The following is a 22,934-nucleotide window of genomic DNA, read 5'->3' as shown; positions in this document are numbered from 1 at the left end:
CAAACAATAATAAGTTCTTGGTTTTGTGTCGGGTGGGGGCAGCTGCTCTCGCAGCCGCCCCCGACCCTCCTGTCACTTCGCCGGGATGATGCGTGCACCTTCCCAGGCGGTGTCGACGTGCCAGGCGCGGAAGAGGCTCAGGTTGCCGCCCCCATCGCCGTACCAGATGTTCATGTCCACCATCTGCCCGTCGTGACGGTAGAAGGTAGCCACGTCGATCTTGCCGTCACCGTTGTAGTCGCCAGTGCCGGCCGGAAGGATGCGGTTGCCGTCCCATCCGTTGAAGCCACTCCAGGGGCCGCCCGGATCGGCTGCCCCGACGCGCGATGACGTGCCGTACCAGACGCGCATGTCCACCTGCATGTTGTCCTGCCGGTAGAACGCGATGGTGTCGGCCTTGCCGTCGCTGTTGAGGTCGGCCACCCCAGCGGGGATGAAGCGAGCCCCTTCCCATGAGGTGTCCACGTGCCAGGGACGACCGAGCGTGAAGTTGCCCGCTCCGTCGCCGTACCACACGTTCTGGTCCATCATGCCGCCGTCGTGCCGGTAGAAGGTCGAGATGTCAGCCTTGCCGTCGCCGTCGGTGTCTCCGACGCCCACGGTGATGATGCGACTGCCATCCCACCCGTTCCCGGTCCAGACGGTGTAGGGACCAGACATCGTGCGATCCGCCTGTCCGTACCAGACGTACAGCGCGACGAAGGCGTTGTCGTACCTGTAGAAGGCCGCGACGTCGGCCTTGCCGTCCTGGTTGAAGTCGCCGCCACCTGCGGGGATCACCCGAGCGCCTTCCCAGGAGTTGCCCACGTACCACGCCGTCCTGGAGTCCAGTCCGGCTCGCGGGTTGCCGTACCAGATGTCCAGGGCCAGCGCGCCGTTGTCGTACCCGTAGAAGGCGGCGGTGTCGGGGATCTTGTCCCCGTCGTAGTCGCCCGTGCCGACGGGGTTCAGGCGCGATGCCTCGAATCCCGTGGCCTGTGTCCACGGAGCGTACGGCCCCGAGGAGTACCGGTCGGCTTGACCGTTCCACAGCCAGAGGTTCGTCGCTCCGCCGTCGTAGTTGTAGAAGGCGGCGATGTCCGACTTGCCGTCCAGGCTGTAGTCACTCCGGCCAGGGCAGCCATCGGCGTCCGCGACGTACACGTTCGGACACGGGTCGTTGCTGTCCAGGACTCCGTCGCCGTCCGAGTCCGGCGGACTCGGCGGAGGCGGAGGCGGGTTGATGTCAGCGAAGTGGATGAAGTTGCTCACCTTGGAGACGGCCACGTCACGCTGGTTGTAGTGACCCGCGTAGTCGTAGTTGTACTCCTCGATGTGGACGGTCTTCTTGTCGGCGCTGACCGACTCGACCCATGCGACGTGGCCATAGCTGAACCACGCCACCGCACCCTTGGCCGGCAAGTGGTCAACTGCGACGCCAGCGTTCTTCGCTCTGTTCGCCCAGTTGATTGCGTTGTCGTGCCACGGCATGTTGTAGCCGTTGCGGGTGCTCAGTCGGTACGCCACGAAGCTGGTGCATTCGCGGTTGTACATGCCCCAGTCGTCGACGACCGTGTCCATTGCCGGGGTCTTCCACTTGGACGGGTAGTCGTCGGACCCAGCGAACGCAGCTTGGCCGGTGAAGACCGAAGCCCCAATCGCCAGTACCAGGACGAGCAACGCGCGAAGCGCCCTGCTCAAGCCGCGTCTGTGCGCGGACACACGGATGTTGCCCACCGCTTCTCCTGACACTAATTGGCTACTCTAACGAAAGAGGGGATCGGTAGCCTAAATCCCTTAATGCAAATCACGTAAAAGAACTACGCAACTTGAATTTAATAAAACATTATTTGCCAAAAAGATCAAGAGAAATATTTAACAATCACCTCTGGCGCCATACGACTTTCCGCTATCTACGCAATCAATACGCGCTTTTGTAAGCAGTCGAATAAGCGCATGAGATTGTTTGTGGTTGTCGTTGCGCTGTTGACGTGGGCGCCGCCCTGGACCACGATGGTCGAGAACGGTTCGCCAAGTTTCTCGCAACGGAGGCAACGATGCGCGCTAGGTTCCTCGGTAAGGACCCGGAGTCGCAGGAGGGTCAGTCCCCGACCCTGTTCGCCACTGACCGCACCGACCGGGTGACGTACATCGCCCAGGGCTGGAAGGTCACCGACGCGCAGGTGCTCGCGGACGTGGGCGAGGTTCCCGACCATGAGACCCTGATCGAGATCCCGGAGGACGTGCTCAAGATGTACGCCCTCCGCTACCTGGAGCAGGAGGGCCAGCGCTGAGCCGCATGATCGAACCCGGCCCCGAATTCGGCCAGCTCTTCCGCAGCTTCGAGCACACCGCCTTCCGGCTGGAGACCCGCGACCTCTACAAGTCCGCGAACGAGGCCAGGGCGCTCGAACAGTTCACCGCTGGTGAGCCGGTAGACATGAACTGGTTTCAGAACTGGCTGAACATGATCGAGGAGGCCACCGCGGAGGGGCGGCTGTTCACCCGCGTCCGGGTGGTCACCATGCCGCTCACGACCTACAGCCGCTTCGGCATCTACTGCTCGGGCTACACCAACAGGGTCGGTGAGGTCACTCGTTACCTCGCGCGTCACGACGCGGCCGGCCTGCCGGACTACGACTACTGGTTGTTCGACTCGCGCAAGCTGGTGCGGATGCACTTCGACAGCGATGAGAACTTCCTGGGCGGCGAACTCATCGAAGACCCCGCCGAGATCGTGCAGCACAACTACTGGCGAGATGCGGCTTGGCACCGCGCCGTACGACGGGACGACTTTGCCACCGAAGCGAACGACCGGCATCACCAGCGTTCACGAAGCTCGTGATGCGCTCGGCAAGCGACTCCGCGAGCTCCGCACCGCCGCTGGACTGAGCGGGCGGGCACTCGCGGAGTCCTTGTCGTGGCCGCCTTCCAAGGTCAGCAAGCTGGAGAACGGCAAGCAGACACCGACCGACGACGACATCCAGGACTGGACGCGAGCGACCAGTAGCGAGGGCGAGACTGAGGCACTGCTCGCTTCGCTCCACACCCTCGAAGTCCAACACGCCGAGTGGCAACGCCAGCTGCGCGTCGGCCTCAAGCCGCACCAACAAGAGGTTGCGGATATCAACGCCAAGACGAGGCTGTTCCGGGCGTTCGAGTCGACCTTCATTCCCGGCCTGCTCCAGACCGCCGAGTACGCCCGCTACCGCTTCGCGCAGAGCATCACCGTGTTCAAGGTGCGCAATGACATTGACGAAGCTGTTGCCGCGCGGGTGCAGCGCCAAGACATCCTGTACCGGGCTGACAAGCGCTTCCACTTCGTGCTAACCGAAGCCGCGCTCCGGTACCGGCTGTGCCCGCCAGAGATCATGTTGGGTCAGCTCGACCGCCTCATGTCGCTGTCGGCGCTGCCGAACGTGAAGCTCGGCATCATCGGGTTCGAGACGGCGTACGTTGTGGCGCCCGCTCACGGCTTCTGGTTGCTCGACAACGACCGCGTGATGGTCGAGACCTTCTCGGCCGAGCTGAACCTTGCCCAACCTCAGGAGATCTCGCTGTACGGCGGCATCTTCGACAGCCTGGCCGGTGTCGCCAACTACGGTCGCAGCGCACGAGCAATCATTAATCGAGTCATAGAAGGCTTTGCGCCGGAAGAATTATCCCCGGACTAGAGACTCGCAACAGACTGCCAACTCTTGTAGAATAGTACAAAATACTAGCGGATGATTGCCCGTCTGCGGGCGGGAGGAATCGTTGAGCTTCAGCTTCAAGACACTGCGCACCTGGAACGGCGAACAAAGCCGAGCGTTCGAAGAACTGTCGTTTCAGTTGCTCAAGAATCAAGGGCCAGCAGGCACTCAGGCAATCCGAACTGGCAACCCTGATGGTGGGGTGGAATGGTATGCCTCATTGCCTGACGGCACTGAGTGGGGCTGGCAGGCCAAGCATGTCGAGGGCATCGATGCACTCTTGACTGCCATGACCGATTCGGTCAAGCGGGTCGCCAACGAGCGTCCCGGTCTGCGGAAGCTGACCTTCACGATCTCCTGGAACCTTGCAACCGGCACGAGTGGTGGCGAGCGAAAGTCCCAGCGACAGAAATACGAAGACAAGATTAAGACTTGGCAGCAGACCATCCCAGGTGCTGACAAGATTGAGTTTGAACTAGTACAGGAAAGCGATCTGCTGGACGAACTGGCCAAACCGGAACACAACGGCCGACGTTGGTTTTGGTGGGGCGACCTCGTCTTTGGGAATGACTGGCTTGTAAATCGTTACAAACAACAAGCCGATGCGGCCAGTGAGAAGTATCGGCCCGATCTACAGGTCGATGTTCCTATCCAAGAGGACTTTCTGGCGCTTGGTTTTGATCAGTCGGTTTGTGTCGCCTTCGATCGCCGTCTCCGCGAAGTCATCTCGGCCATAGCTGACGTGCGAGTGTGGACAATAGACGAGGATGAAACGGCCGCACTGCTGTACCAGGCCATCTCCGAGGCGGCCAAAGCACTGAGCATTAAGGCGGGAGCACTCGCGCTGCAAGCGGGCGATCCGCAAACGGCGCTTGATCCCCTGCTTGCTGACGTGGAGGCATGTCAAAACGCGATCTATGCCGCCGAGGAGTATGAGCGCAAACTTGAAGCGGCTTGGCGGGAGCTGCCCAAAGATGATCCGAAGAGGGCTAATAAGCCGTCGGAGCGGACTAGTAGCTACGGTGTGCGCAGTCTGGCCTCCGCAATGGACGAGTTGATCTCCTGGCTTGAATCCTCAGTGGGTCGCTCATTCCGGCGGCGTGCATACTTCCTTACGGGCCAGGCTGGCTCTGGGAAGACACATCTACTGCTGGACGCCACGCGGCGAGCTCTGGATAGTGGGCGCCCGGCGGTGTTTCTCGCAGGTGCACAGTTCGGTCAGGGCAACCTTTGGGCGAGCATCGCAGACCAGCTTGGTTTGGAGACGGTCGGAGCGGATGTCTTGCTGCGCGCGATGGATGCGGCAGGCGAGGCCGCTTCGATGCGCGGAAGTCGGTTCATTATCTTCGTTGATGCGCTCAATGAGACGACACCACCTGACTTCTGGCGTGTTCATCTTCCAGCACTCAGGGCTGCCATTGCACCGTACCCACACGTCGCGCTTGCCGTCTCTTGTCGTGATACATACCAGGACCTTGTTCTGGAAGGTGCAGAAGGCGCTCACTATATCCGTCGGGCGCATCCAGGATTTGCCGAGCGGGAAGTCGAAGCGACGCAGCGTTATTTCGCCCACTACAAGCTTGAAGCACCCAAGATTCCATTGCTGACTCCCGAGTTCACACTTCCGCTGTTCCTGCGGCTGTACTGCGAGAGCCTGTCACAAGCTGAGACCGGACCGATCCCGGACGGCCATCAAGGACGAGTCGCCATCTTTGAGCGTTACCTTGCGGCCAAGATCGCTACGGTCGCCAGGCGTTTCCGGCCGACCGCAAGTTCCGGCTATGAGCTTAACGCGGCGAAGTCGCAGGTGGGCCGCGTACTTGATGGTTTGCTTGACGAACTGTCCCAACTCGGCCGCGAGAGTATGAGCACCGGCGCGGCCGAAGCGGTCGCTCGCGCGTCACTGGGCGATGCGGCTGTCGACACGACGAGGATTCTAGGTCTACTCCAGGAAGAAGGAGTCCTCACTCGCGAACGTCTTTACCTCGGCAGCGGCAACTTTGACGAAGGCGTCCGAATCGTATTCCAGGCATTCGCGGACTTCCTGCTCCTGAAGCGCCGTCTGTCATTGTCCGATGACCCGCTCAACGATCCTGCGGTCAAGTCGTGGTTGATCGAAGAATGTAGTTGGGGCATCAATGAGGCAGCTACCATCTTGTTTCCCGAGGTTCACGGCATTGAGGTGCCGGATCTTCTAGGAATCAAGCTGAGTGCCGAGCCGAAGCAGCGGGAAGCCGGAGCTGCTTGGGACCGACATCATCGCGCTCGTCAGCTCTACCGCTCGCTCGTGGAGACGTTGCCCTACCGCGACTCGCAAGCGATCTCTCAGCGCACCATCGATCTCCTGAACGAAGCGCAGCCCTACATGTCCCGTGATGAGTTCTACCGGGTGCTGTTCACGCTGGCGCCGCAACCGGGCAATCGCCTCAACGGCGACGGGTTGCACCGCTACCTTCTCAGGCAACGTATGCCGCGGCGGGATAGTGATTTCGGATTCGCCACGTATCACGAGTTGTTTGAGGCATTCAGTCCCGCAGCCCGTCTTGCCCGCTGGGCGGCGGCCGGCCCATACCCGGCTTACGACGCCAAAGTGATCGAGCTGGCCTGTATCCCCCTGTGCTGGCTCTTGTCTTCCCCCAACCGCTTCATGCGCGACTGGGTTACGAAGGCGCTCGTGCAGCTGCTGCGTGGTCATCTCGACGTCATGCGCGCTCTCGTTGAGCGCTTCTGGACCGTCGATGACCCCTATGTAGTGCAAAGAATAGTCGCCATCGCCTACGGCTCACTCCTCCGCAGCACACCAGCACAGGCTGACCAAGCAAAAGCGCTTGCCGAAGCTGTACGTGCGCGAGTCTTTGCTCGTCCTGTCCGAGCAGACGAACTACTGTTGGATGCTGCGCGGGGGATCGTTCGATGGGCAGTCGCTCACCAACTACTGCCCGACTCTGCCTTGAACTCGACTCAGCGTCCTTACGGCCTGAAGCCGCCTGGCGCGCCGCCAACCGAGGCAACAATTAAGGATAAATACGGCTGGCGTAAGGATCAACCAGATGACGAAAGCTATTCATCCATCAGTTCTTCTTTGCTGAGCATGGGTGACTTCGGCCGCTACGTCGTTGAGTCAGGACTTCACCAATTTTCGCGCTATCGCATTGGACAGGAATACCCTGAGCGCCAGGACCGCAAGCCCCGATTCATTAAGAGCCGGTGGGAGAAGTTTGTCGCTTCCCTGAGCAACGAACAGAGGGAAAGCCTTGCCAGCTGGCTCGAAAATCCCGATCCACTTGCGATGAGTCCGCTCCGATTTCTCATAGAACATGAAGACGACCCATTGAGCGACAAGCAGCGCGAGCTATTTGACGCTGTCTTTGTATACCCGAAGCCAATCAACGACGAGTACCCAGCTAACAGTGCCCGGCGTTGGGTCTTCCGGCGGACACTCAGTCTTGGTTGGACACCTAAGCTCTTCGGACGCCAGGATCGCACAATCGGACAAGGTCGCGGACGGGAGGGACATAAGGCTGAGCGATGGGGAAAGAAGTACCAATGGATGGCCTATCATGAACTACTGGCCCGCGTAGCAGACAACTACCAGGCTTCCCGTCGCTTTGGCGACAGTGAGCCGTACGAGGGATTGCATCAGATAATTGGCGAACGGGAGATTGACCCCAGCCTTCCTCCGATTGACTTTCGAGCTTTTAGTGAGAACGATGGTGATGGCGTGGCAGCCTGGGAGCCGTCGCTAGTTCAGCTTGAAGAGTGGCCGCCAGCGCCTCTCAACTTCAGCCGATACCAGGGAGATGTTAAGCGATTTCTTGCTGATACTGCATCTGAACCAACTGTCACTAACTCCAGCTTTGTGCGTGATCGGCATGGCATCAAATGGGTTGTCCTCGAAAGCTTTGTAAAGAAGGTCGACCCGCAGGCCCACAAGGGTTGGCGCGGCCTTCAGGAGCGTAGTGCTATCGACACCATACTTGTCACAGCTGGCAGCTCTAAGAAATTTCTGGCCGCTCTACCGGACGAGCCTCGCCACGAGATTCGCGATCTCATAGACTCGCACGGCCATACCGATTGTTGTTACGTAGGCGAAGTCGGCCGTATTGGCCCTGCTTGTTACCACCGGCACGACAAGCTTCAGAGGGTAGACGTCGGAGGCAAGTCTTTTCAGGTTGTACCTACTGTAGAGCAGTACGCGTGGGAAGGTAACATCCTCGATTGCTCGATTGGCGAAACCGCGCGCACGGTCTTGCCCTCAACGTTCATTCAGCAGGCCGCAAGATTGACCTTCGACATGCGCGGGCCGAGCTGGCTCGCCGCCGACGGCACCCCTGTCTTTACCTACTACGAGGAAGAGGGAGACGACAGCCGGGCGCTTCTAGTAAAAGAGACTTTTCTCCGGGAGTTTCTCGAAGCAAACAAGCTTGAGCTCATCGTATTGCACTGGTTCGAACGAATGGAACTTAGCGACGATCACGACGGCAAGCACCCGTATGTGGAGGCAACCACCAACGCTCGGCTTACGTCGAGCATGATGATGCGTGTAGGTACACAAAAGAGGACGGAACGCGATCTGACCTGACTGGAGGTTCGAGTTCGGACGCCCCACTGGCGCGGTGACCTCTGCCGCCCAGGGAGCGAGCCTCGGATTGTGCTGCCAATTTCCCACCCTCTAACCCCTTCGTGGCGTTTCGAGAAATACCTAGAAACTTTCTATTCACCACGGCCTTTCCTTCCTACTCTGCCGGTAGGGACGCCGAACGGCGTCCGTCCTCCAGGGACTGGGAGTAGCCAGTGGTGAGCCGCGTTGCCCTGCTCAGCAGGGACCAGATCGACAAGCTGCCCGAGCGTGCCCGCGAAGTCGTGGAGTACCGCAAGAGCGGCCTCAGCCTGAACCACATCCAGGGCTGTCCGCTGGACTGCGCGTACTGCATCCGGCACACCTACGGCCTGTGGGATCAGCGCGTACCGCGGGCGCTCATGTCCGACGCTCAGGCTGTTGAGGAGCTGGTGACTCACCGGTACTTCCAGCCGCACGTGACCCCGGTGCAGGTGTTCAACCGGGCTACAGACCCGTTCCTGCCAGTCGTCCGGCCTCACACCCTCGCCGTACTCGAGGACCTGGACGAGCGCGAGCTGACGAACCACGTCCTCGTCATCACGCGCCACCAGATGAAGCCCGAGGACATCGAGCGGCTGAATCAGCTGAAGCACATCAAGCTGACGCTGCTGTTCACGTACAGCGGCATCGACAATAAGGACATCGAGCCCTACCCCTCGTCCGTGGCGGCCGAGTCGCTGAAGCTCATGAGCGCGCCGGCGGGGCGCCGGTACCGCACAGTCCTCTACTGGCGTCCGTTGGTGCCTGGCCTCAACGACACGCCGGAGCACCTGGACGCGGCCTTCCAGCTCGCCCAGCACGCCGACGCCACGGTGTTCACCGGCCTGTTCTACCGGGATGAGATCGCGGACTACTACAAGGCCAACGGCCTGCCCGAGCCGTACGAGGACACCGCCCGGCGAAAGATCGTGCCCGAGACGCTGGAACAGCGGGTCCTCGCCACGTTCGACGCCGCCACGCCGCTGTTCCGCAAGACGAGCTGTGCGGTCGCGTACGCGCACGGCCTGCCGGACTACAACGGCCACATCGGCATCCCGGAGCTGTGCGACATCTGTCCGCTGAGTCAGCTCGAACTCTGCCGGAACGCGCACACGCAACCGTCACCCGAGCGGTTGCGGGAGGTCGCGGGACGCTTGCCCGAGGCTCGTGGTCTTGTGGTCGTGGACATCACCGAGCGGGCGGCCGTGGTGTCCGGCCTGGAGACCGAGCAACCGCGCTACTACCTGCAACACGCCCTCGGCTTCCAGGTTCACGACGTGCGCCACCCGCACCGTGAACGTCGGCACGGCCGTGCCGAGATCGGCTGGAAGGGCGAGAAGCAAGATGACTGACTGGACGAGCCTGAACTTCGTGATCGTGGACGTCGAGGGCAACGGCCAGCAGCCGCCCGACCTGGTGGAGCTGGCCGCCGTGCCCGTAATCAACGGAGTCATCGGGGAGCCGCTGAGCTGGCTGGTGAAGCCGGACGCCCCGATCAAGCACTTCGCCACCCGCATCCACGGCCTGACCAACAAGGACGTGGCCGACTGCCCGTCGTTCGACGCCATCACCGGCAACGTGCTGGCCGCCCTGGACGCTGACGCCCTCGTGGCGCACAACGCCCACGTCGACCTCGGCGTTCTGACCCGCAAGCTCCCCGGCTGGGAGTCGCCGGAGGTGTTCGACACGCTGAAGCTGGCGCGGCGGCTCGTGCCGGGCCTCGACAGCTACCGGCTCGGCAACTTGGTCGAGGCGTACAGCCTGGCCGAGGGGCTGCCAGACGACCTCAGCCCGCACCGTGCGACGTATGACGCGCTGGTTGCCGCCCGGTTGTTCGTGCTGCTCGCCACCAAGGCCGCAAGCCTGGAAGAACTGCGCGGCCAGCCTCCCGAGAAGGGCGATGAGAATGCTCTTTTCTAGCGCCAGGCGCATCGGCTTCGGCTCCATGCAGCTCACCGGCCCTGGCCACTGGGCTGCGCCGGACGACCCGGAACGGGTCATGCAGGTACTCCGCGATGTCGTGGACGCGGGCGTGGCCCACATCGACACCGCCGACGCCTACGGCCCGTTCACTGCGGAGAAGTACATCCGCAAGGCGTTGCTTCCCTACCCCGAGGGCTTGGTCATCGCCACCAAGGGCGGTCTCACTCGCCAAGGCCCAAACCAGTGGGCGCCGTGTGGGCGGCCGGAGTACCTGCGCCAGTGCGTCGAGATGAGTCTCAGGCGGCTCCAGGTTGAACGGATCGAGCTGTACTACCTGCACCGCATCGACCCTGCCGTTCCCTTGGAAGACCAGCTCGCCGTGCTGCGGGACATGCAGGCCGAAGGAAAGATCGGCAATATCGGGCTTTCCAAGGTGACCTTGGAACAGCTCCGCACGGCCAGCGAGCTGGTAGACGTCGCGGCCGTCCAGAACAAGTACAACGTCACCAACAGGGCATCGGAAGACGTGCTTCGGCACTGCGAGATGGCTGGCATCCCCTTCGTGCCGTACGCGCCTCTCGCGGCCGGAGCGCTGGCGACTTCCGATGCCCTGGGGCAGATTGCTCAGGACTACGGCGCAACACCGGCACAGCTCGCGCTCGCCTGGCTGTTGCACCGCTCGCCCGTGATGGTCCCGATCCCTGGCACCAGTTCCAGCACACGTCTCCGCGAGAACCTGGCGGCCGAGCAGATCAGCCTCACCCCCGAAGCCATGACCGCTATCGAGCTGGCGGCCACCGGTCGGAAGCCGGGAAGGGGTGAGGATGAGCCTTAGGCCCTTCTCTGATCACCAACGCGGGCTGTTCGTCAGCGTCGATGGCCCGAGCGGTGCTGGGAAGTCCACGATCGTCCAGCACCTCGCCCAACTGCTCGTCGCCGCTGGCGAAGATGTCCACGTCACGGCTGAGCCAAGCGAAGGCCCCATCGGCGCCCTGTGCCGCGAACTGACCGAGACGACCACCGGTCACGCCCTCGCCTGCTTGTACGCGGCCGACCGCTACCACCACCTGGAGGCCGAAGTCCGGCCCCACACCGAGGCCGGCCGCGTCGTGCTGAGCGACAGGTACATCCCGTCAGGTCTCGTGATGCAGCGGTTCGACGGGGTTGACCCCGCCTTCCTCTGGGAGCTCAACGCGCAGGCTGAGCGGCCGGACCTCGCCGTCATCCTGGAAGCCGACCCCGAGATCATCTCGGAGCGGCTGAGTGAGCGTGGGCCGCACAACCGCTTCCAACTCAGCCCCGGCAGTTCGCACGCCGAAGCGCACTTCTACCGGCAGGCCACAGAGCGGCTGATTCAAGCGGGCTTCGACGTGCTGCGGGTGGATGTGAACAAGCGACCTCCCGAGCAGTCCGCGGCGCTGATCCGTGACCGGCTGCTGGCCTTCTTCGCTCCGGCTGCCGGGTGAGCGGACATGGTCGAGACGATCACGCTGACCGAGGCGAGTAGCGAAGTCGAAGCGCTCTACCAGCTCGCCGCCGCTGTCCTGAACGAGCACACCAACGCCAACGACCTGTGCGCCGTGTGCGGCTGTGCATTTCCGTGTGAGCGAGCAGTGCTCGCGGAGCACAACCTCTCCCTCTGAGGAGTCGCCACCAAGCCGACCAGACCGGCGGCGGTGGGCCGCTGTGCCCGTCGCCGGTCTGGTCACCCACTCTGGAGTTGACCGTGAAACCCTTGATGTACGGCTACATGCGCGCCCCTGACGACGTGCCGGACGACGAACTTGACCGCACGGTCGATGAGATGCAGCGCTTCGCCGAGACCGAGGGTTACTGCTACGCGGCCACGTTCTTCGAGTACCAGGACGGCTCGCGAGCGGCGTTCGATGAGCTGATCCAGGAGCTCAAGCGGGCCGAATCCCGGCACGTGGTGGTGCCGTCCTTGGAGCACCTGTCGAGTCATCGACTTCTGCTCTACAGCATGGTCGAACGGCTGGAGATAGACGCCAACGCCCACGTGCTTACCCCGAGCGGTGCGTAGTGAATCGGCACGACCTGAGCATGGGCATCGTCCGGCAGCTCAAGGACATCAACAACGACGCTGGTCAGTTCGTCGCGGGCATCTTGAGCGACGACATCTCCAAGGAAGATCAGATCACTTTCGCGCTACGGCTGGTGCGGCTGGCCGAGCACATCAAGGAGCGGGCTGACAGCACCGCCGGAATGGTCATTGAGGGAGGCGTTGTCGATGACGGTGGTAGCGGGCGACCTGCGCTCACGGTCGGAGCAATCGAGCTGGTCGATCATCCCGGCCCCACGGTCGATGACTGAGCGGCCCCGTCCGAAGGCGATAGCTGACCTCACCTTGGCGGCTACGTCTACGGCGGTGAACGTCGGCGCGATGTTCCTCCGCTACACCCTGGCGGAGTGGCAGCGAGCCGAGCTGGCCGACACTGGCGAAGCCGTGCTCTCCGAACTGATCAACCAGGCCGTGATGCTGACCGGTGTACCCGAGCCATCCCCGCGGTGGGTGGAGCTGGCTGATCTCGCCCTTATCCGTGTGCGCCTGGTGCTGCTAGAGACTGGCGTCATTGTCGAAGTTGCCGACCGCCACAAGCAACCACCGACATGGCCCGACGTCGTGACTTCGCTGTGCTCACGGTGGAACTCCTACCCCACCAACGTCGGCCGCGTAGTGTGGTGTGAGCTTGAGCCACCGGTCTACGAGCTGACCGAGAACGGCCTTCCGAAGCGAGTGCGCTCCAAAGCTGTGAACAGCGTCCGCAGGCTGGCGGCGCCAGTCGATGTTCAGTTTCTACGGCGCGTGATCGAGGGGCTGGAGCAGCTCTAGCCTTTGCAATACAATTGACTTTCTGCAATAAATCTGTCTTAATCGTTTTGCCTATTCTATCCCTTCAGGATTACCCCTCTCGCCTGTATCGCAATTATTTGCGGTTCACGCGAGGGCGGATAGTCCGTCCAGGGAGTGAGACAAGCAATGGGTAACGACAATAGGGGCCTCACCGTACTCACGGTGACACCCCTGATCTCCCGCGCGATCACGGTTCTGCGATCAGCAGTGCCAAGCCAGCTCGTTCGAGCTGGCGCTATCGGGATCGGCGTGGGCTTCACCGAGTTCGGTCGTGAGGGCGGAGGCGACATCACGTGGGCCAAGTCCGTCCGGCAGGCCCCGGTGACGGACGACCTCCCGCTCACGGACGCTCAAGAGGCGGCAGCGTGGATGCTGGTAGGGACTGCGGCCTTCTACGACGAACTGTGGCGTGAGGCTGCTGGCCTGCGAGGTGGTGTCGATGCGAATTCGTCTCCGACGTACCGCAGGCTGTCCGAACAGTTCAACCAGAACGTCAGACGCACGCTGAACATCGAGATGAGCGGCTACGTCTACGACCGCCACCTGAGCGGCCGCGTCACGGTCTACCTCTGACCACTCCATCAGGCGCTTCTCGCGCCCTCCGCCCGCCGACCCGGAGTAATTGGTCGGCAGTAACCTGAATTCTTGAACATCGGTTCGAGGATTGAGGTGACTGATCTAGACCCTAGTGCGCGAAGTCTATTTCCCGGACCATAGCCCCAAGGAAGAACGCGCACACGAGTAGTATTACCAAGAGAAGCGGAACGGCTACGTGGACGTACCACTTCGGAATTGGTGTCCCACGGATTACATATACATTCTCAGTCTTGCGCCAGACGAACGGCGGGAAAATCTCCGTCGTTATCGGGCGGGCAAGCTTCTGTGCAAGCCGGTCGATACCGGCATTCTCATATCGTTCAACGGTCTTCACATTGCGGCCGTACCTTTCGGCCAGGCTCGCTCGTCGAAGCTCTAGTTTTCGCTCCTGGTGGCCGGGGTGAAGCCGGTAGGCGACCGATAGCGCCTCGCGCTCCTGCTCATCCTCAAGCGTCCCTATGCCTTCGGTCAGCGACTCTCTCAGCGCCTCCTTGCGCTCAGTAGCCGACAGGCGCTCCGGCAAGCGCATAGCCGTGCAGAGCGGGTCATCCGGCGCGAGGGCTAGTACGGGCTCGTCCAAGCCGAGCCCTACCCGTAGCGCCTTCAACCGCTTCGCCAGAATCTCCGCTCTCTCCACGAGGCAGAAGCCTAGCTGTCGTGCTCGACATCCAGATTGTCGAGCACGACCCACGCCCTTGTCCTGTTCGACATTTGGGCTGGTCAGGCAGCGTCTCTCGTGCCGCAGGGCCGGAGTCACCTCGGAGCCGACGTCTCCCTCTCCGCCCGACGGCAGGGAGGACCCACCATGACCCAACTCGACCCCTACGGCAGCAACCTGCCGTCGATGCTCACGCCGGGAGGCCGCGCGCTCGCCCGCGACCTCGCCACGGTGCGGCGAGCAACCAGCGTCGGCCTGGCCAAGGGCGACGGCTTGGCGGCCTTCACCGAGCAGGCGATGGGCAACCTGACGGCTCTCGACCGTCAGCGCCGCATCCTGGCCCGCGGCGACGAGACGCTGAACAACCTCCTCATGGAGGTCGAGGTCGGCTACGTGCTGTGCCTGGTCAGCGAGCAACGCTCCATGTACCGGCGGTACTGACATGGACGCCATCGACCCGGAACTCATGGATCAGCGCGTCGCCGCCCTGGACGACAAGCTCACGGCACTGCTGGCCGAGATCGAGGCCACCTGCATGACGTGGGCTGTCGATCTGGCCGGCCGCGTCGAGAACCCGCCGAAGTCCGAGGAGACCTGATGCGGGTCATCGGCGGGCTTCTCATCGGGACGGTCATTCTCGCCTACGCCGTCGCCTTCCTCGAGCGCTACGGACAACTCCTGCTCGTGCTGGCGGGCTGGATTCTGCTCGGCGTTCTCGCACTGGCCGGTCTGGTGGTCGCCGCGCGTGGCTGCTGGTCGTGGTTCTGCCAGTGGTGGGAACTGCGACAGGTTCGCATTCAGGCGGCTCAGGCGATCCGACGCGCCAACACCCACTTCGAGAACTCGCGGGCCGAGATGGAACAGCTCGCCCGCGCCTATCACCTCCGAAAGGGGATTACCCAATGACGCTCACCGATTACTACACCCTGCTCACGATCGAACTGGTCACGCTGGCGCTGCTGGTCGTGCCGCCGGTCATGGCTGTCATTCGCATGGACAACGAGGCGACCAAAGAGCGTGAAGCGGCCAAGCGGCGCATCGCCGCCCGCGCGCTCGCGTCCGCCAACCTGCCCGCCGTCCCCGAGGTCGGGCCAGACCCCGAGGAAGGCACATGAACAGTCAGATCACCCCGGAGCAGACCGAGTTCCTGGTTCTGTTCGGCTCGCTCATCCTCGTGGCCGTCGTGATGCGCCTGGTCGGTCTGGCCGTCTGGCGCAAGTGGTTCCAAGACGACGGCACGCCGGACAGCCTCACGCAGGAGGAACGTGACGAGCGCCTGGTTGCTCGCAGGAGGAGGGCGCAGAGATGAGCCGTCGACACCAGCCCTACCGAGGCGTCCACGGGCGCCGCTACCAGGTCGTCATGAAGTCGTGGCGACGACTGCGGGGCAGCGAGGGCGAGGCCACAGCTCGTCACCGGTCCCGCCGCCGGCACCTCCTGGAGGAGCTGCGCGCGCTGGATCTCGAAACCTACGACTACCGCTAGGACAGGTCATGCACCCAGGAATGTTCGGCAAGGCGCTTACCGCCGTGTTCGGTGCGCTGCTGCTCGTGCTCCTGGTGGCCGGGGTGGCGCGGGTGGCCTACTGGCTGCTCGCGCCGCTCGTCCCCATCCTCGTCACGGCGGTAGCTCTGGGAGTCATCTACTGGTTCATCTTCCGCGGTATCCGTCGGCGCTGACTGGAACCTCAAGCGCTGCGGAATTCACAGCCGTCTCTCTGGCGGCGCGGCGGCTGTAATTTCTACGGCTCGACCGTGCCGCCAGTCAGCTCCATAACAACAAGAAGGGAGTGCATCCGTGTTTTCGCTAGCTCGGCTGCTTCACGCAGCCATAACCAACGGAAAGGCTCCCTATGGACAAACCAAGAAAGAAAATTCGTGTCGTTGGCGAACGCCGCGCCGAACTGGACCTTGAACGCTTCGCTGACGCGCTCATCACCTTTGCTCTGCACCGCCTGAGCGAAGACGCCTCGAAGCCCGACCGTCCGGACGCACAGCCGGACCCCGGCCAGGAGGCGTCATGATCCTGGCTCTCCTGACCGCCGCTGGCGGCCTTCTCATCCTGTCGCTCATCCTCACAGCCCGTTGGCTGGAGTCGCGCTACTGGCGTGCCCGGCTTGTCGCCTACCGGCTGCAACTGCCAAGCGGCCTCGCCGCCGACCATATCGCCGCGTGGCTCGGCGTGCTCGCTGCCGACACCCGCCGCTGGCCGGTCAGCTTCGAGGTGCAGGCAACCCATCAGGGCATCTGCTACTACCTGCTCGTCCCGCTCGGCCAAGAGGCCAGCACGCTCGCCCGGCTGCGTTCGGCGCTGCCAGGGGTACGGACGGAGGAGGCTCCCGACTACCTCACCGACCGCCCCGCGGTTCGCGTGGCCAGTGAGTACAAACTGACCAATTTGCAACGCCCCCTCGGTCACGACCGAGCAGAGTCCGCCGTCACGGCCCTCCTGTCCGGACTGCACCCGCTTACGTCGAGCGAGGCAGTGCGCATTCAGTGGATTCTCTCCGGTTCACGGAGCTTCCTGCCCGGCAAGGACGACGCGGCCGAGCTGGCACGCGCAGTCCGCGCCAAGAACGCCGCGCCGGTCTTCGACGTGGTGGCGCGTGTCGCCATCAGCGCACCGAACAGGGCGAGGGCAATCAGCCTGCTCAATCGCGTCGCCAACGCCTTCAAGATGCTGGACGCGCCCGGTGTGTCCTTCCTGCCGCGAGGGTTCCTCGGCACATCGGTTGCTGCCGAACGCCTCTACAAGCGCGCGCTCCCGCTGACCGTCTGGCCGATGCGTCTGAACACCAACGAGGCCGCCGGGCTGCTCGGCATCCCCTTGGGCAACGTCTACCTCCCCGGACTGGAGCTCGGCCGTTCGCGACAGCTTCCGCCACCGGAAGGCATGGCGCGCAAGGGACTCGTGCTGGCTGACAGCAACTTCCCCGGCGCTCTCAACCGGCCCCTCACCCTCACGACCGAAGACCGACTGAGGCACCTGCACCTCATCGGGCCAACGGGTGTCGGTAAGTCCACGCTCATCGCCAACGCGGCGCTTCAGGACATCGAGCGCGGTGACGGCCTGGTGCTCCTCGACCCCAAGAGCGATCTTGTGGCCGACGTCCTGTCCCGCGTACCGAGCAGCAGGACGGAGGACGTCATCGTCCTCGATCCGTCCGCAACGGACTTCCCGGTCGGCTTCAACGTCCTGCAAGTCGGTCGCAGCGAGCATGAGCGTGAGCTTGTGGTGGATCACGTCGTGCACGTCTTCTCGGAACTGTGGCGTTCGTCCTGGGGACCGAGGACGAGTGACGTACTCCGCAACTGCCTCCTGACACTGACTCACACGCGGGCCGCGGACGGCTCAGCCTTCGCGCTCACGGAGGTTCCCGAACTGCTGCTCAATCCGACCTTACGTAGGTTCGTCACGGCGCAGGCCGGCGTCCCGGACACGGTGCGGAGCTTCTGGGCCGCCTACGAGCACATGAGCGAAGGCGAACGCGCACAGGTCATCGGCCCGAGCCTCAACAAGCTGCGCACCCTGACCACCCGCACGTCACTTCGCCTGATGCTCGGCCAGAGCAAGGGCATCGACCTGGCCGACGTGTTCCGCAAGCGGCACATCGTGCTCGTACCACTCAGCAAGGGAATCGTCGGCACTGAGACGGCGCACCTACTCGGCTCGCTGCTCATGGCCGCGCTCTGGCAAGCCACCCTCGGCCGTGCCGCCGTCCCTGCCGAGAAGCGCCGTCCGGCGTGGGCTTACCTCGATGAGTTCCAAGATGTGCTGCGGCTGGGGTCTGACAACGAGCTGGCCGACATGCTCGCCCAGGCGCGCGGGCTCGGCCTGGGGCTGACGTTGGCACACCAGTACCTCGACCAGCTTCCCCGCCAGGTGCAGTCGGCCGTTCTTGGCACCGCGCGGTCACAAGTCGCCTTCCAGCTCGACCACGACGACGCCCGCACGCTGGAGAAGCGCTTCGCTCCCGCCATGACCGCAGCAGACCTCAAGGGCCTGCCGGTCTACGAGGTCGCCATTCGTGCCAGTGTCGGCGGACAGACCCGCCTGCCCGCGACCGGCGTGACTCGACCACTCGGCCCGCAACTTCACGACGTCTCCGTGCTCTCCGAGCAGAGCCGCCAGCGCTACGGGACGCCTCGGGCCGATGTCGAAGCGGCGTTGCGCTCTCGCATCGAGACACCAACTGGAGCGCGCATCGGCCGTGCGAAGCGCGGAGGTTCGTCATGAGCTGGGCCGCGCGACGTGTTGGGTTCGGCGTTGGGGTCGCTTGGCACCTCATGTCGCGGCCACCGATGTCAGACGGCACGCCCAGGCCGATAGCGCCAACGAAATGCCTCCTCCTCTTCATGGAGGACTCGGCATGACGCCTCGCGCCTTCCCGTCCACTCCGTCCTCCGGCCGTCGTGTCCGGTCGGCGCTCGTCGTCGCGCTGGCCGAAACGCTGACCGAACGCGACTGGCTGATCCTCGAAACGGTCAACCGGCTCCGGCTGGCGACCGGCCTCCAGCTCGAACGGCTGCACTTCGCGGACCTGAGTGGCAAGAGTCGATCCGTCGTTCGTTGGCGGGTACTGAAGCGGTTGGTCGACGCCCAGGCCCTCATGCCTCTTGCTCGTCGGGTGGGCGGCAGTCTCCGCGGTTCGGCACAGCTCACCTACGCGCTCGACGTTGCCGGGGAACGGCTGCTTCGACTGCGCCGCAACCTGTCGCGTGGCGACGAGCGCATCCGGCGGCCAGGTTCAATCGGGGACCGGTTCGTTGCGCACACCCTGGCCACGAGCGAGCTGTACGTGCAGCTGGTCGAACAAGCTCAAGCCGGGAGCTTCGCGCTCGACGACTTCCAGGCCGAGCCCGCCGCGTGGTGGCCCAACGGGGCCGGCGGGTGGATGAAGCCCGATGCTTACCTGTCGATCTCCGCAGGCGAGTTCACTGACCACTGGTGGGTGGAGGTTGATCTCGCCACCGAAGCCACGCCCACGCTGCGCGGCAAGTTCCTGGCGTACATCGACTTCGTGAACCTCGGGCAGCTCGGCCCCGGCGACGTCGTACCGCGCGTCCTGGTCACTGTTCCGACTTTGGAACGGCGTGAGGTGGTGGCCGCTGTGCTCGCCAAGCTGCCCGCTCCGGCCGACGAGCTGTTCGCCGTAGTGCTGCACGATGAGGCCGTGGGCTGGTTCACCGCGGAGCTCAGCGAGACGGCCCATGAGTAGACAAAAGTCCCGCGACTGGTGGGTGGTCGCGGGCATGACCGTCACTGCCTGCGCAGCGGCCGTTAGCAGCTTCTCCGGTCTGCACTCGCTGGCAGCGGCGACCGGCTGGCCGGAAGCTCTGGCGCCGCTACTGCCGTTCACAATCGACGCCTACGCCATGACCGCGACGCGGGTGTGGTTGTCCAAGGCCACCGGTTCAGTAGCGGCTCGTCGGTTCGCCCGTTGGAACGCCATCGGGGCTATCGGGCTGTCGCTGGTCGGCAATGCCGCCTGGCACCTGATCGCCGCGAAGGTGCTCACGGTGACCTGGCCGATCGTCGTGCTTGTCGGAGCCGTCCCGCCCGCCGTCCTCGGCCTGCTCTCGCACCTGGCCGTCCTGCACGGCCAGGACGACGAGGATGAAGCTGTCCCGCCCAGTACGGACCTGCCCGAGCACCAGGACGCCGCGGACGCCGGCGAGGACGACCTTCTTGAGGCGGCCCGCGCCGCTGACGAAGCTCACCGCGTCGAGCACGGCAAGCCGATCACGCGCGACCAGCTCCGCAAGCAGCTTCACGTCAGCACCGGTCGAGCGACAGAGTTGCTGCGGAGAGTTCGTCAGCCGACAGGGGAGGCAAACCCTTAATGCCTTTGCGTTGTCAATTTGACGTTTCACAAATGAAACACTTTCTCCTATAGTTAGTTTCATAGGGGAAACACAATGAAAGAAAGCAACAAAGAACAATCAGGCTTGGGTGTGTCAATCCGTCAAGCCAGAGAAGCGGCAGACTTGTCGTTGCGGCAGCTAGCCGCGCTTGCAGGATTGAACTACAGCTACTTAGCAAAGATCGAAATGGGCCAAAGTGAGCATCCATCGGCCGACCGCTTGCAGCGCATAGCCGAGGTGCTAAAGATCGACCCCGCTGATCTACTTGGATTCATCGGCGTGACACCACCTAAGGGACTTCCTAGTGTTGCGCCATATCTGAGACAGAAACACGGCTTGAAGGGCGACGCCTTAGCTGAAGCCACTGAGCAGATACAGAAGATCATCGAAAAGTACAACACCGCACCGCCAGATAAATAGAACGTCGTAAGAAAGGACAGCACATGCAAACACTTATCATCAAGCAGTTAAGGGCACTCATGCCAAACCGGCCACTCGAACTCCATGAAGCTAAGGGCATTGCTGAACGTCAAGCCACGCTGCTGCTAGAGCTTCTCGGTCAGCGCGAGCCAGATGTTGATGTCGGCCTCATTGCCGAATTGCCGCGCATCGAAGTTAAGGTAGAGCCGAAAATGAACCTTGGCGGAGTCTCTGGGTTCTCTCAATGGAGTCGTGGACGTTGGCTCATAGTAATCAACCGCGATGAAAGCGCCACACGCCGTCGTTTCACCCTCAGTCATGAGCTAAAGCATGTGCTAGATCACCCGTTTATCAACGAAATCTACAGTGACCTTGGATCAACAGAAGAAGAGCGGCACCGCATGACCGAGCAAATTTGCGACTACTTCGCAGCTTGCTTGCTTATGCCGCGCGGCTGGCTCAAGAGCGCTTGGGCCAGCGGCATTCAAAGCCCGGCTGCACTCGCAGCCAAGTTCAACGTCTCCGAGGCCGCAATGACGATTCGTCTCCGCGAACTACGCCTCATCGAACCACGAACACGCCACATCAGCTTGCGCGGGTTGAGCCGCCCGGTTCGCAGCTACTTCCGCAAGGCTCCGGTAATGCGACCCGAAGTTTGCCCAACAACACCATAAGGAGGAACACCTATGACCACGAGCTATCTACCAACCTACTTCCGCACCGCGGCCGAGGGTTCCGACGAGCTCCTTACTGTGGCCGAAGCCTGTGCCGAGTTGCGCGTCAGCAAGTGGACGCTTTATCAGTACATCCACTCGCGCCAGCTTGCCAGTATCAAACTGCGTAGTCGCCGCCTCATCCCTCGAAGCGCCCTTCGCGCCCTGGTCGAGAAACTAACCATCGAGGCGACTGCGTAATGGCGCGGCGAAACATGAATGGCGAAGGGAGCTTCTACAAGCGCAAAGACGGGCGCTGGGAAGGAGCCAAGTATCTCCCCACTGCTAGCGGCCAGAAGAAGCGTGTTCGCGTTTACGGAGCGACCAAGGTAGAGGCACAGGAGAAGCTCGCTATCCTGACAGCCCAAGTTCTCGGGGGTACACCTTTAGCCGACAAATCATGGGGGATGAGCAGTTTCTTAGACCACTGGCTCAGTACCTCGAAGCGGCGACCGCTCACCCTACGCCGACACGAGTCTGTTGTACGGCTTCATCTTAAGCCAAGGCTCGGCCACTACAAGTTGCACCAACTGTCGGTCAAAGTAGTTCAGTCCTTCATTGACCAGCTGGTGAGTGACGGTGTTTCCGTAGCCAGTATCCATCAGATAAGGAAGGTGCTAAGCGCCTCTCTGACCTACGCGGTACGACAGGAGCTAATCACCCGCAACGTAGCACGGCTGGTGGAACTTCCACGGTATAAGTCGAGAGAGGCAGAACACTGGAGCACCGAAGAGGCGATGCACTTCCTGGAAGTTGCAAAGCCTGACCCGCTCTACCCGGCATTCCTGCTGCTAGTGATGTATGGCCTACGTCGGGGTGAAGTACTCGGCATCAGATGGCGAGACATCGATTTCAACAGAGGCGTGCTCCACATCAGACAGCAGGTACAGCGAATTGGCGGCGAGCTTCAGCAAGTCGAACTGAAGACGGACTCAAGTGTGCGCGACGAGCCACTTCTGGCTAGTGTGGCAGATATCTTGATGGTGCGGAAACGTGAGCAATTGGCCGCCCGCGACTTGGCTGGCGCAAGTTGGCGAGGCACAGCGAACGAGGATGAACTCGTCTTCACGACAAAGTCTGGCCGCCCCATAGAGTCGAGAAACCTCTACCGATCCTTCTTGCGAATATGTGAGAACCACAATCTCCGCCGGATCACAGTTCACGGAATGCGACACACCAACGCAACCACCCAAAAGAATCTACAAGTCCATGACCGTGACATCCAAGCAATCCTCGGACACGGCGATGTCAGGACCACGGGAATCTATCAGCACATTGACATGCAGAGCAAGCGCACTGCACTCGAAAAAGTCGAAGCCGCGCTACTTGCCAAACATGCAGCAGATGATCGCAGCGGTAGCCGTCAAGAACAGCCGTCAACAAGAAAAGACTCCACCGAAATCGGTGAAGTCTTCTCTGGTGGCTCCTCCCAGACTCGAACTGGGGACACAAGGCTCTTCAGGCCCATCCATGACAGCTTGCAAAGTCGTGTTACCTCAATAAACCAGGCCGTGACGAGGCGCAGACGCGCATGGAAGCTCGGATGCGTTGCCGTCAACTTTGCCGTCAAAGACACCGGCCTGGGGCGTGCGGCATGACGCGCCGATATGAGCGCC

30 protein-coding genes are annotated in these 22,934 nt (G+C 62.4%); 27 read left to right on the top strand and 3 right to left on the bottom strand.

What is annotated here, in order from left to right; all coding sequences use genetic code 11:
- Positions 1 to 72 precede the first annotated feature (72 nt).
- The gene (locus QSK35_RS14020) at positions 73 to 1,680 is read right to left on the bottom strand and encodes an FG-GAP-like repeat-containing protein (protein WP_285745983.1); all 1,608 of its coding nucleotides are present in this window, start codon (positions 1,678 to 1,680) and stop codon (positions 73 to 75) included.
- 356 nt (positions 1,681 to 2,036) lie between these two features.
- On the opposite strand from QSK35_RS14020, the gene QSK35_RS14015 reads away from it, so the two are divergent.
- The 13 genes from QSK35_RS14015 (at position 2,037) to QSK35_RS13955 (ending at position 13,639) form a co-directional block, all read left to right on the top strand.
- The gene (locus QSK35_RS14015; RefSeq protein WP_285745981.1) at positions 2,037 to 2,273 is read left to right on the top strand and encodes a hypothetical protein; all 237 of its coding nucleotides are present in this window, start codon (positions 2,037 to 2,039) and stop codon (positions 2,271 to 2,273) included.
- Positions 2,274 to 2,278: 5 nt separating this feature from the next.
- A complete protein-coding gene (locus QSK35_RS14010; RefSeq protein WP_285745979.1) occupies positions 2,279 to 2,824 on the top strand; it encodes a DUF6879 family protein in 546 nt (181 codons plus the stop codon).
- On the top strand, positions 2,739 to 3,653 hold the full coding sequence (locus QSK35_RS14005; RefSeq protein WP_285745977.1) for a helix-turn-helix domain-containing protein: 915 nt from the start codon (positions 2,739 to 2,741) through the stop codon (positions 3,651 to 3,653). Before QSK35_RS14010 ends, QSK35_RS14005 begins: the two co-directional genes overlap by 86 nt.
- 82 nt (positions 3,654 to 3,735) lie before the next feature.
- Complete coding sequence (locus QSK35_RS14000; protein ID WP_285745975.1) at positions 3,736 to 8,253, top strand: NACHT domain-containing protein; 4,518 nt, start codon at positions 3,736 to 3,738, stop codon at positions 8,251 to 8,253.
- Positions 8,254 to 8,468: 215 nt separating this feature from the next.
- Positions 8,469 to 9,623: a radical SAM protein gene (locus QSK35_RS13995; protein ID WP_285745973.1), complete on the top strand. Its 1,155-nt coding sequence runs from the start codon at positions 8,469 to 8,471 to the stop codon at positions 9,621 to 9,623.
- Positions 9,616 to 10,191: a 3'-5' exonuclease gene (locus QSK35_RS13990; protein ID WP_285745971.1), complete on the top strand. Its 576-nt coding sequence runs from the start codon at positions 9,616 to 9,618 to the stop codon at positions 10,189 to 10,191. Before QSK35_RS13995 ends, QSK35_RS13990 begins: the two co-directional genes overlap by 8 nt.
- Complete coding sequence (locus QSK35_RS13985; RefSeq protein WP_285746127.1) at positions 10,178 to 11,029, top strand: aldo/keto reductase; 852 nt, start codon at positions 10,178 to 10,180, stop codon at positions 11,027 to 11,029. Before QSK35_RS13990 ends, QSK35_RS13985 begins: the two co-directional genes overlap by 14 nt.
- Positions 11,019 to 11,660: a dTMP kinase gene (tmk, locus tag QSK35_RS13980; protein WP_285745969.1), complete on the top strand. Its 642-nt coding sequence runs from the start codon at positions 11,019 to 11,021 to the stop codon at positions 11,658 to 11,660. The genes QSK35_RS13985 and tmk overlap by 11 nt, the downstream gene beginning before the upstream one ends.
- A gap of 6 nt (positions 11,661 to 11,666) precedes the next feature.
- Positions 11,667 to 11,837: a hypothetical protein gene (locus QSK35_RS13975; RefSeq protein ID WP_285745967.1), complete on the top strand. Its 171-nt coding sequence runs from the start codon at positions 11,667 to 11,669 to the stop codon at positions 11,835 to 11,837.
- An 83-nt stretch (positions 11,838 to 11,920) separates the two neighbouring features.
- Positions 11,921 to 12,235: a recombinase family protein gene (locus QSK35_RS13970; protein WP_285745966.1), complete on the top strand. Its 315-nt coding sequence runs from the start codon at positions 11,921 to 11,923 to the stop codon at positions 12,233 to 12,235.
- A 20-nt stretch (positions 12,236 to 12,255) separates the two neighbouring features.
- Positions 12,256 to 12,525, top strand: a complete 270-nt coding sequence (locus QSK35_RS13965; protein ID WP_285745964.1) for a hypothetical protein — start codon at positions 12,256 to 12,258, stop codon at positions 12,523 to 12,525.
- A 55-nt stretch (positions 12,526 to 12,580) separates the two neighbouring features.
- Positions 12,581 to 13,045: an ATP-binding protein gene (locus QSK35_RS13960; RefSeq protein WP_285745962.1), complete on the top strand. Its 465-nt coding sequence runs from the start codon at positions 12,581 to 12,583 to the stop codon at positions 13,043 to 13,045.
- Positions 13,046 to 13,315: 270 nt separating this feature from the next.
- Entirely contained in the window at positions 13,316 to 13,639 is a 324-nt protein-coding gene (locus QSK35_RS13955; RefSeq protein WP_285745960.1) for a hypothetical protein, read from the top strand.
- Between the two features lie 112 nt (positions 13,640 to 13,751).
- Here the strand turns inward: QSK35_RS13955 and QSK35_RS13950 are convergent, their stop codons facing one another.
- Entirely contained in the window at positions 13,752 to 14,300 is a 549-nt protein-coding gene (locus QSK35_RS13950) for a hypothetical protein (RefSeq protein WP_285745958.1), read from the bottom strand.
- 168 nt (positions 14,301 to 14,468) lie between these two features.
- Between QSK35_RS13950 and QSK35_RS13945 the strand changes: the two genes are divergently transcribed.
- The 7 genes from QSK35_RS13945 to QSK35_RS13915 are packed head-to-tail and all read left to right on the top strand — an operon-like array spanning position 14,469 to position 16,000.
- Positions 14,469 to 14,762, top strand: coding sequence for a hypothetical protein (locus tag QSK35_RS13945; RefSeq protein ID WP_285745956.1), 294 nt, complete (start codon positions 14,469 to 14,471; stop codon positions 14,760 to 14,762).
- Between the two features lies 1 nt (position 14,763).
- A complete protein-coding gene (locus QSK35_RS13940; protein WP_285745954.1) occupies positions 14,764 to 14,919 on the top strand; it encodes a hypothetical protein in 156 nt (51 codons plus the stop codon).
- On the top strand, positions 14,919 to 15,227 hold the full coding sequence (locus QSK35_RS13935; protein WP_285745952.1) for a hypothetical protein: 309 nt from the start codon (positions 14,919 to 14,921) through the stop codon (positions 15,225 to 15,227). Before QSK35_RS13940 ends, QSK35_RS13935 begins: the two co-directional genes overlap by 1 nt.
- Complete coding sequence (locus tag QSK35_RS13930; protein ID WP_285745950.1) at positions 15,224 to 15,436, top strand: hypothetical protein; 213 nt, start codon at positions 15,224 to 15,226, stop codon at positions 15,434 to 15,436. Before QSK35_RS13935 ends, QSK35_RS13930 begins: the two co-directional genes overlap by 4 nt.
- Positions 15,433 to 15,630 (top strand): hypothetical protein, encoded by a 198-nt coding sequence (locus QSK35_RS13925; protein ID WP_285745948.1) that lies wholly within the window; start codon positions 15,433 to 15,435, stop codon positions 15,628 to 15,630. Before QSK35_RS13930 ends, QSK35_RS13925 begins: the two co-directional genes overlap by 4 nt.
- Positions 15,627 to 15,806 carry a hypothetical protein gene (locus QSK35_RS13920; RefSeq protein WP_285745946.1) on the top strand — a complete coding sequence of 60 codons (180 nt, stop codon included), beginning with the start codon at positions 15,627 to 15,629 and terminating at the stop codon, positions 15,804 to 15,806. Before QSK35_RS13925 ends, QSK35_RS13920 begins: the two co-directional genes overlap by 4 nt.
- Positions 15,807 to 15,814: 8 nt before the next feature.
- The gene (locus QSK35_RS13915; protein ID WP_285745944.1) at positions 15,815 to 16,000 is read left to right on the top strand and encodes a hypothetical protein; all 186 of its coding nucleotides are present in this window, start codon (positions 15,815 to 15,817) and stop codon (positions 15,998 to 16,000) included.
- Positions 16,001 to 16,062: 62 nt separating this feature from the next.
- Here the strand turns inward: QSK35_RS13915 and QSK35_RS13910 are convergent, their stop codons facing one another.
- Entirely contained in the window at positions 16,063 to 16,272 is a 210-nt protein-coding gene (locus tag QSK35_RS13910; RefSeq protein ID WP_285745942.1) for a hypothetical protein, read from the bottom strand.
- Between the two features lie 68 nt (positions 16,273 to 16,340).
- Between QSK35_RS13910 and QSK35_RS13905 the strand changes: the two genes are divergently transcribed.
- From QSK35_RS13905 to QSK35_RS13875, 7 genes are all read left to right on the top strand, one after another.
- Positions 16,341 to 18,557: a type IV secretory system conjugative DNA transfer family protein gene (locus QSK35_RS13905; RefSeq protein ID WP_285745940.1), complete on the top strand. Its 2,217-nt coding sequence runs from the start codon at positions 16,341 to 16,343 to the stop codon at positions 18,555 to 18,557.
- Between the two features lie 133 nt (positions 18,558 to 18,690).
- Complete coding sequence (locus QSK35_RS13900; protein ID WP_285745938.1) at positions 18,691 to 19,539, top strand: replication-relaxation family protein; 849 nt, start codon at positions 18,691 to 18,693, stop codon at positions 19,537 to 19,539.
- A gap of 34 nt (positions 19,540 to 19,573) precedes the next feature.
- Positions 19,574 to 20,164, top strand: a complete 591-nt coding sequence (locus QSK35_RS13895; RefSeq protein WP_285745936.1) for a DUF2637 domain-containing protein — start codon at positions 19,574 to 19,576, stop codon at positions 20,162 to 20,164.
- A 75-nt stretch (positions 20,165 to 20,239) separates the two neighbouring features.
- Positions 20,240 to 20,605: a helix-turn-helix domain-containing protein gene (locus QSK35_RS13890; RefSeq protein WP_285745934.1), complete on the top strand. Its 366-nt coding sequence runs from the start codon at positions 20,240 to 20,242 to the stop codon at positions 20,603 to 20,605.
- 23 nt (positions 20,606 to 20,628) lie between these two features.
- Positions 20,629 to 21,279 (top strand): ImmA/IrrE family metallo-endopeptidase, encoded by a 651-nt coding sequence (locus QSK35_RS13885; protein WP_285745932.1) that lies wholly within the window; start codon positions 20,629 to 20,631, stop codon positions 21,277 to 21,279.
- A gap of 12 nt (positions 21,280 to 21,291) precedes the next feature.
- Positions 21,292 to 21,519 (top strand): helix-turn-helix domain-containing protein, encoded by a 228-nt coding sequence (locus tag QSK35_RS13880; RefSeq protein ID WP_285745930.1) that lies wholly within the window; start codon positions 21,292 to 21,294, stop codon positions 21,517 to 21,519.
- Positions 21,519 to 22,916 carry a tyrosine-type recombinase/integrase gene (locus tag QSK35_RS13875; RefSeq protein ID WP_285745929.1) on the top strand — a complete coding sequence of 466 codons (1,398 nt, stop codon included), beginning with the start codon at positions 21,519 to 21,521 and terminating at the stop codon, positions 22,914 to 22,916. Before QSK35_RS13880 ends, QSK35_RS13875 begins: the two co-directional genes overlap by 1 nt.
- Positions 22,917 to 22,934: the final 18 nt, after the last annotated feature.

Origin of the sequence: Lentzea sp. NBRC 105346 (assembly GCF_030269605.1) — a bacterium.
Lineage (GTDB): Bacteria > Actinomycetota > Actinomycetes > Mycobacteriales > Pseudonocardiaceae > Lentzea.
Note: the sequence above shows the minus strand (reverse complement) of the source record. Positions and strands in the feature narration are given on the sequence as shown.

Excerpts from the sequence above, each read along its gene's own strand:
- QSK35_RS14015 (WP_285745981.1), top strand. The coding sequence starts at position 2,037 with ATGCGCGCTAGGTTCCTCGGTAAGGACCCGGAGTCGCAGGAGGGTCAG.
- QSK35_RS14010 (WP_285745979.1), top strand. The coding sequence starts at position 2,279 with ATGATCGAACCCGGCCCCGAATTCGGCCAGCTCTTCCGCAGCTTCGAG.
- QSK35_RS14005 (WP_285745977.1), top strand. The coding sequence starts at position 2,739 with ATGCGGCTTGGCACCGCGCCGTACGACGGGACGACTTTGCCACCGAAG.
- QSK35_RS13990 (WP_285745971.1), top strand. The coding sequence starts at position 9,616 with ATGACTGACTGGACGAGCCTGAACTTCGTGATCGTGGACGTCGAGGGC.
- QSK35_RS13985 (WP_285746127.1), top strand. The coding sequence starts at position 10,178 with ATGCTCTTTTCTAGCGCCAGGCGCATCGGCTTCGGCTCCATGCAGCTC.
- tmk (WP_285745969.1), top strand. The coding sequence starts at position 11,019 with ATGAGCCTTAGGCCCTTCTCTGATCACCAACGCGGGCTGTTCGTCAGC.
- QSK35_RS13975 (WP_285745967.1), top strand. The coding sequence starts at position 11,667 with ATGGTCGAGACGATCACGCTGACCGAGGCGAGTAGCGAAGTCGAAGCG.
- QSK35_RS13965 (WP_285745964.1), top strand. The coding sequence starts at position 12,256 with ATGGGCATCGTCCGGCAGCTCAAGGACATCAACAACGACGCTGGTCAG.
- QSK35_RS13945 (WP_285745956.1), top strand. The coding sequence starts at position 14,469 with ATGACCCAACTCGACCCCTACGGCAGCAACCTGCCGTCGATGCTCACG.
- QSK35_RS13940 (WP_285745954.1), top strand. The coding sequence starts at position 14,764 with ATGGACGCCATCGACCCGGAACTCATGGATCAGCGCGTCGCCGCCCTG.
- QSK35_RS13935 (WP_285745952.1), top strand. The coding sequence starts at position 14,919 with ATGCGGGTCATCGGCGGGCTTCTCATCGGGACGGTCATTCTCGCCTAC.
- QSK35_RS13930 (WP_285745950.1), top strand. The coding sequence starts at position 15,224 with ATGACGCTCACCGATTACTACACCCTGCTCACGATCGAACTGGTCACG.
- QSK35_RS13925 (WP_285745948.1), top strand. The coding sequence starts at position 15,433 with ATGAACAGTCAGATCACCCCGGAGCAGACCGAGTTCCTGGTTCTGTTC.
- QSK35_RS13920 (WP_285745946.1), top strand. The coding sequence starts at position 15,627 with ATGAGCCGTCGACACCAGCCCTACCGAGGCGTCCACGGGCGCCGCTAC.
- QSK35_RS13915 (WP_285745944.1), top strand. The coding sequence starts at position 15,815 with ATGCACCCAGGAATGTTCGGCAAGGCGCTTACCGCCGTGTTCGGTGCG.
- QSK35_RS13905 (WP_285745940.1), top strand. The coding sequence starts at position 16,341 with ATGATCCTGGCTCTCCTGACCGCCGCTGGCGGCCTTCTCATCCTGTCG.
- QSK35_RS13900 (WP_285745938.1), top strand. The coding sequence starts at position 18,691 with ATGACGCCTCGCGCCTTCCCGTCCACTCCGTCCTCCGGCCGTCGTGTC.
- QSK35_RS13895 (WP_285745936.1), top strand. The coding sequence starts at position 19,574 with ATGACCGTCACTGCCTGCGCAGCGGCCGTTAGCAGCTTCTCCGGTCTG.
- QSK35_RS13890 (WP_285745934.1), top strand. The coding sequence starts at position 20,240 with ATGAAAGAAAGCAACAAAGAACAATCAGGCTTGGGTGTGTCAATCCGT.
- QSK35_RS13885 (WP_285745932.1), top strand. The coding sequence starts at position 20,629 with ATGCAAACACTTATCATCAAGCAGTTAAGGGCACTCATGCCAAACCGG.
- QSK35_RS13880 (WP_285745930.1), top strand. The coding sequence starts at position 21,292 with ATGACCACGAGCTATCTACCAACCTACTTCCGCACCGCGGCCGAGGGT.
- QSK35_RS13875 (WP_285745929.1), top strand. The coding sequence starts at position 21,519 with ATGGCGCGGCGAAACATGAATGGCGAAGGGAGCTTCTACAAGCGCAAA.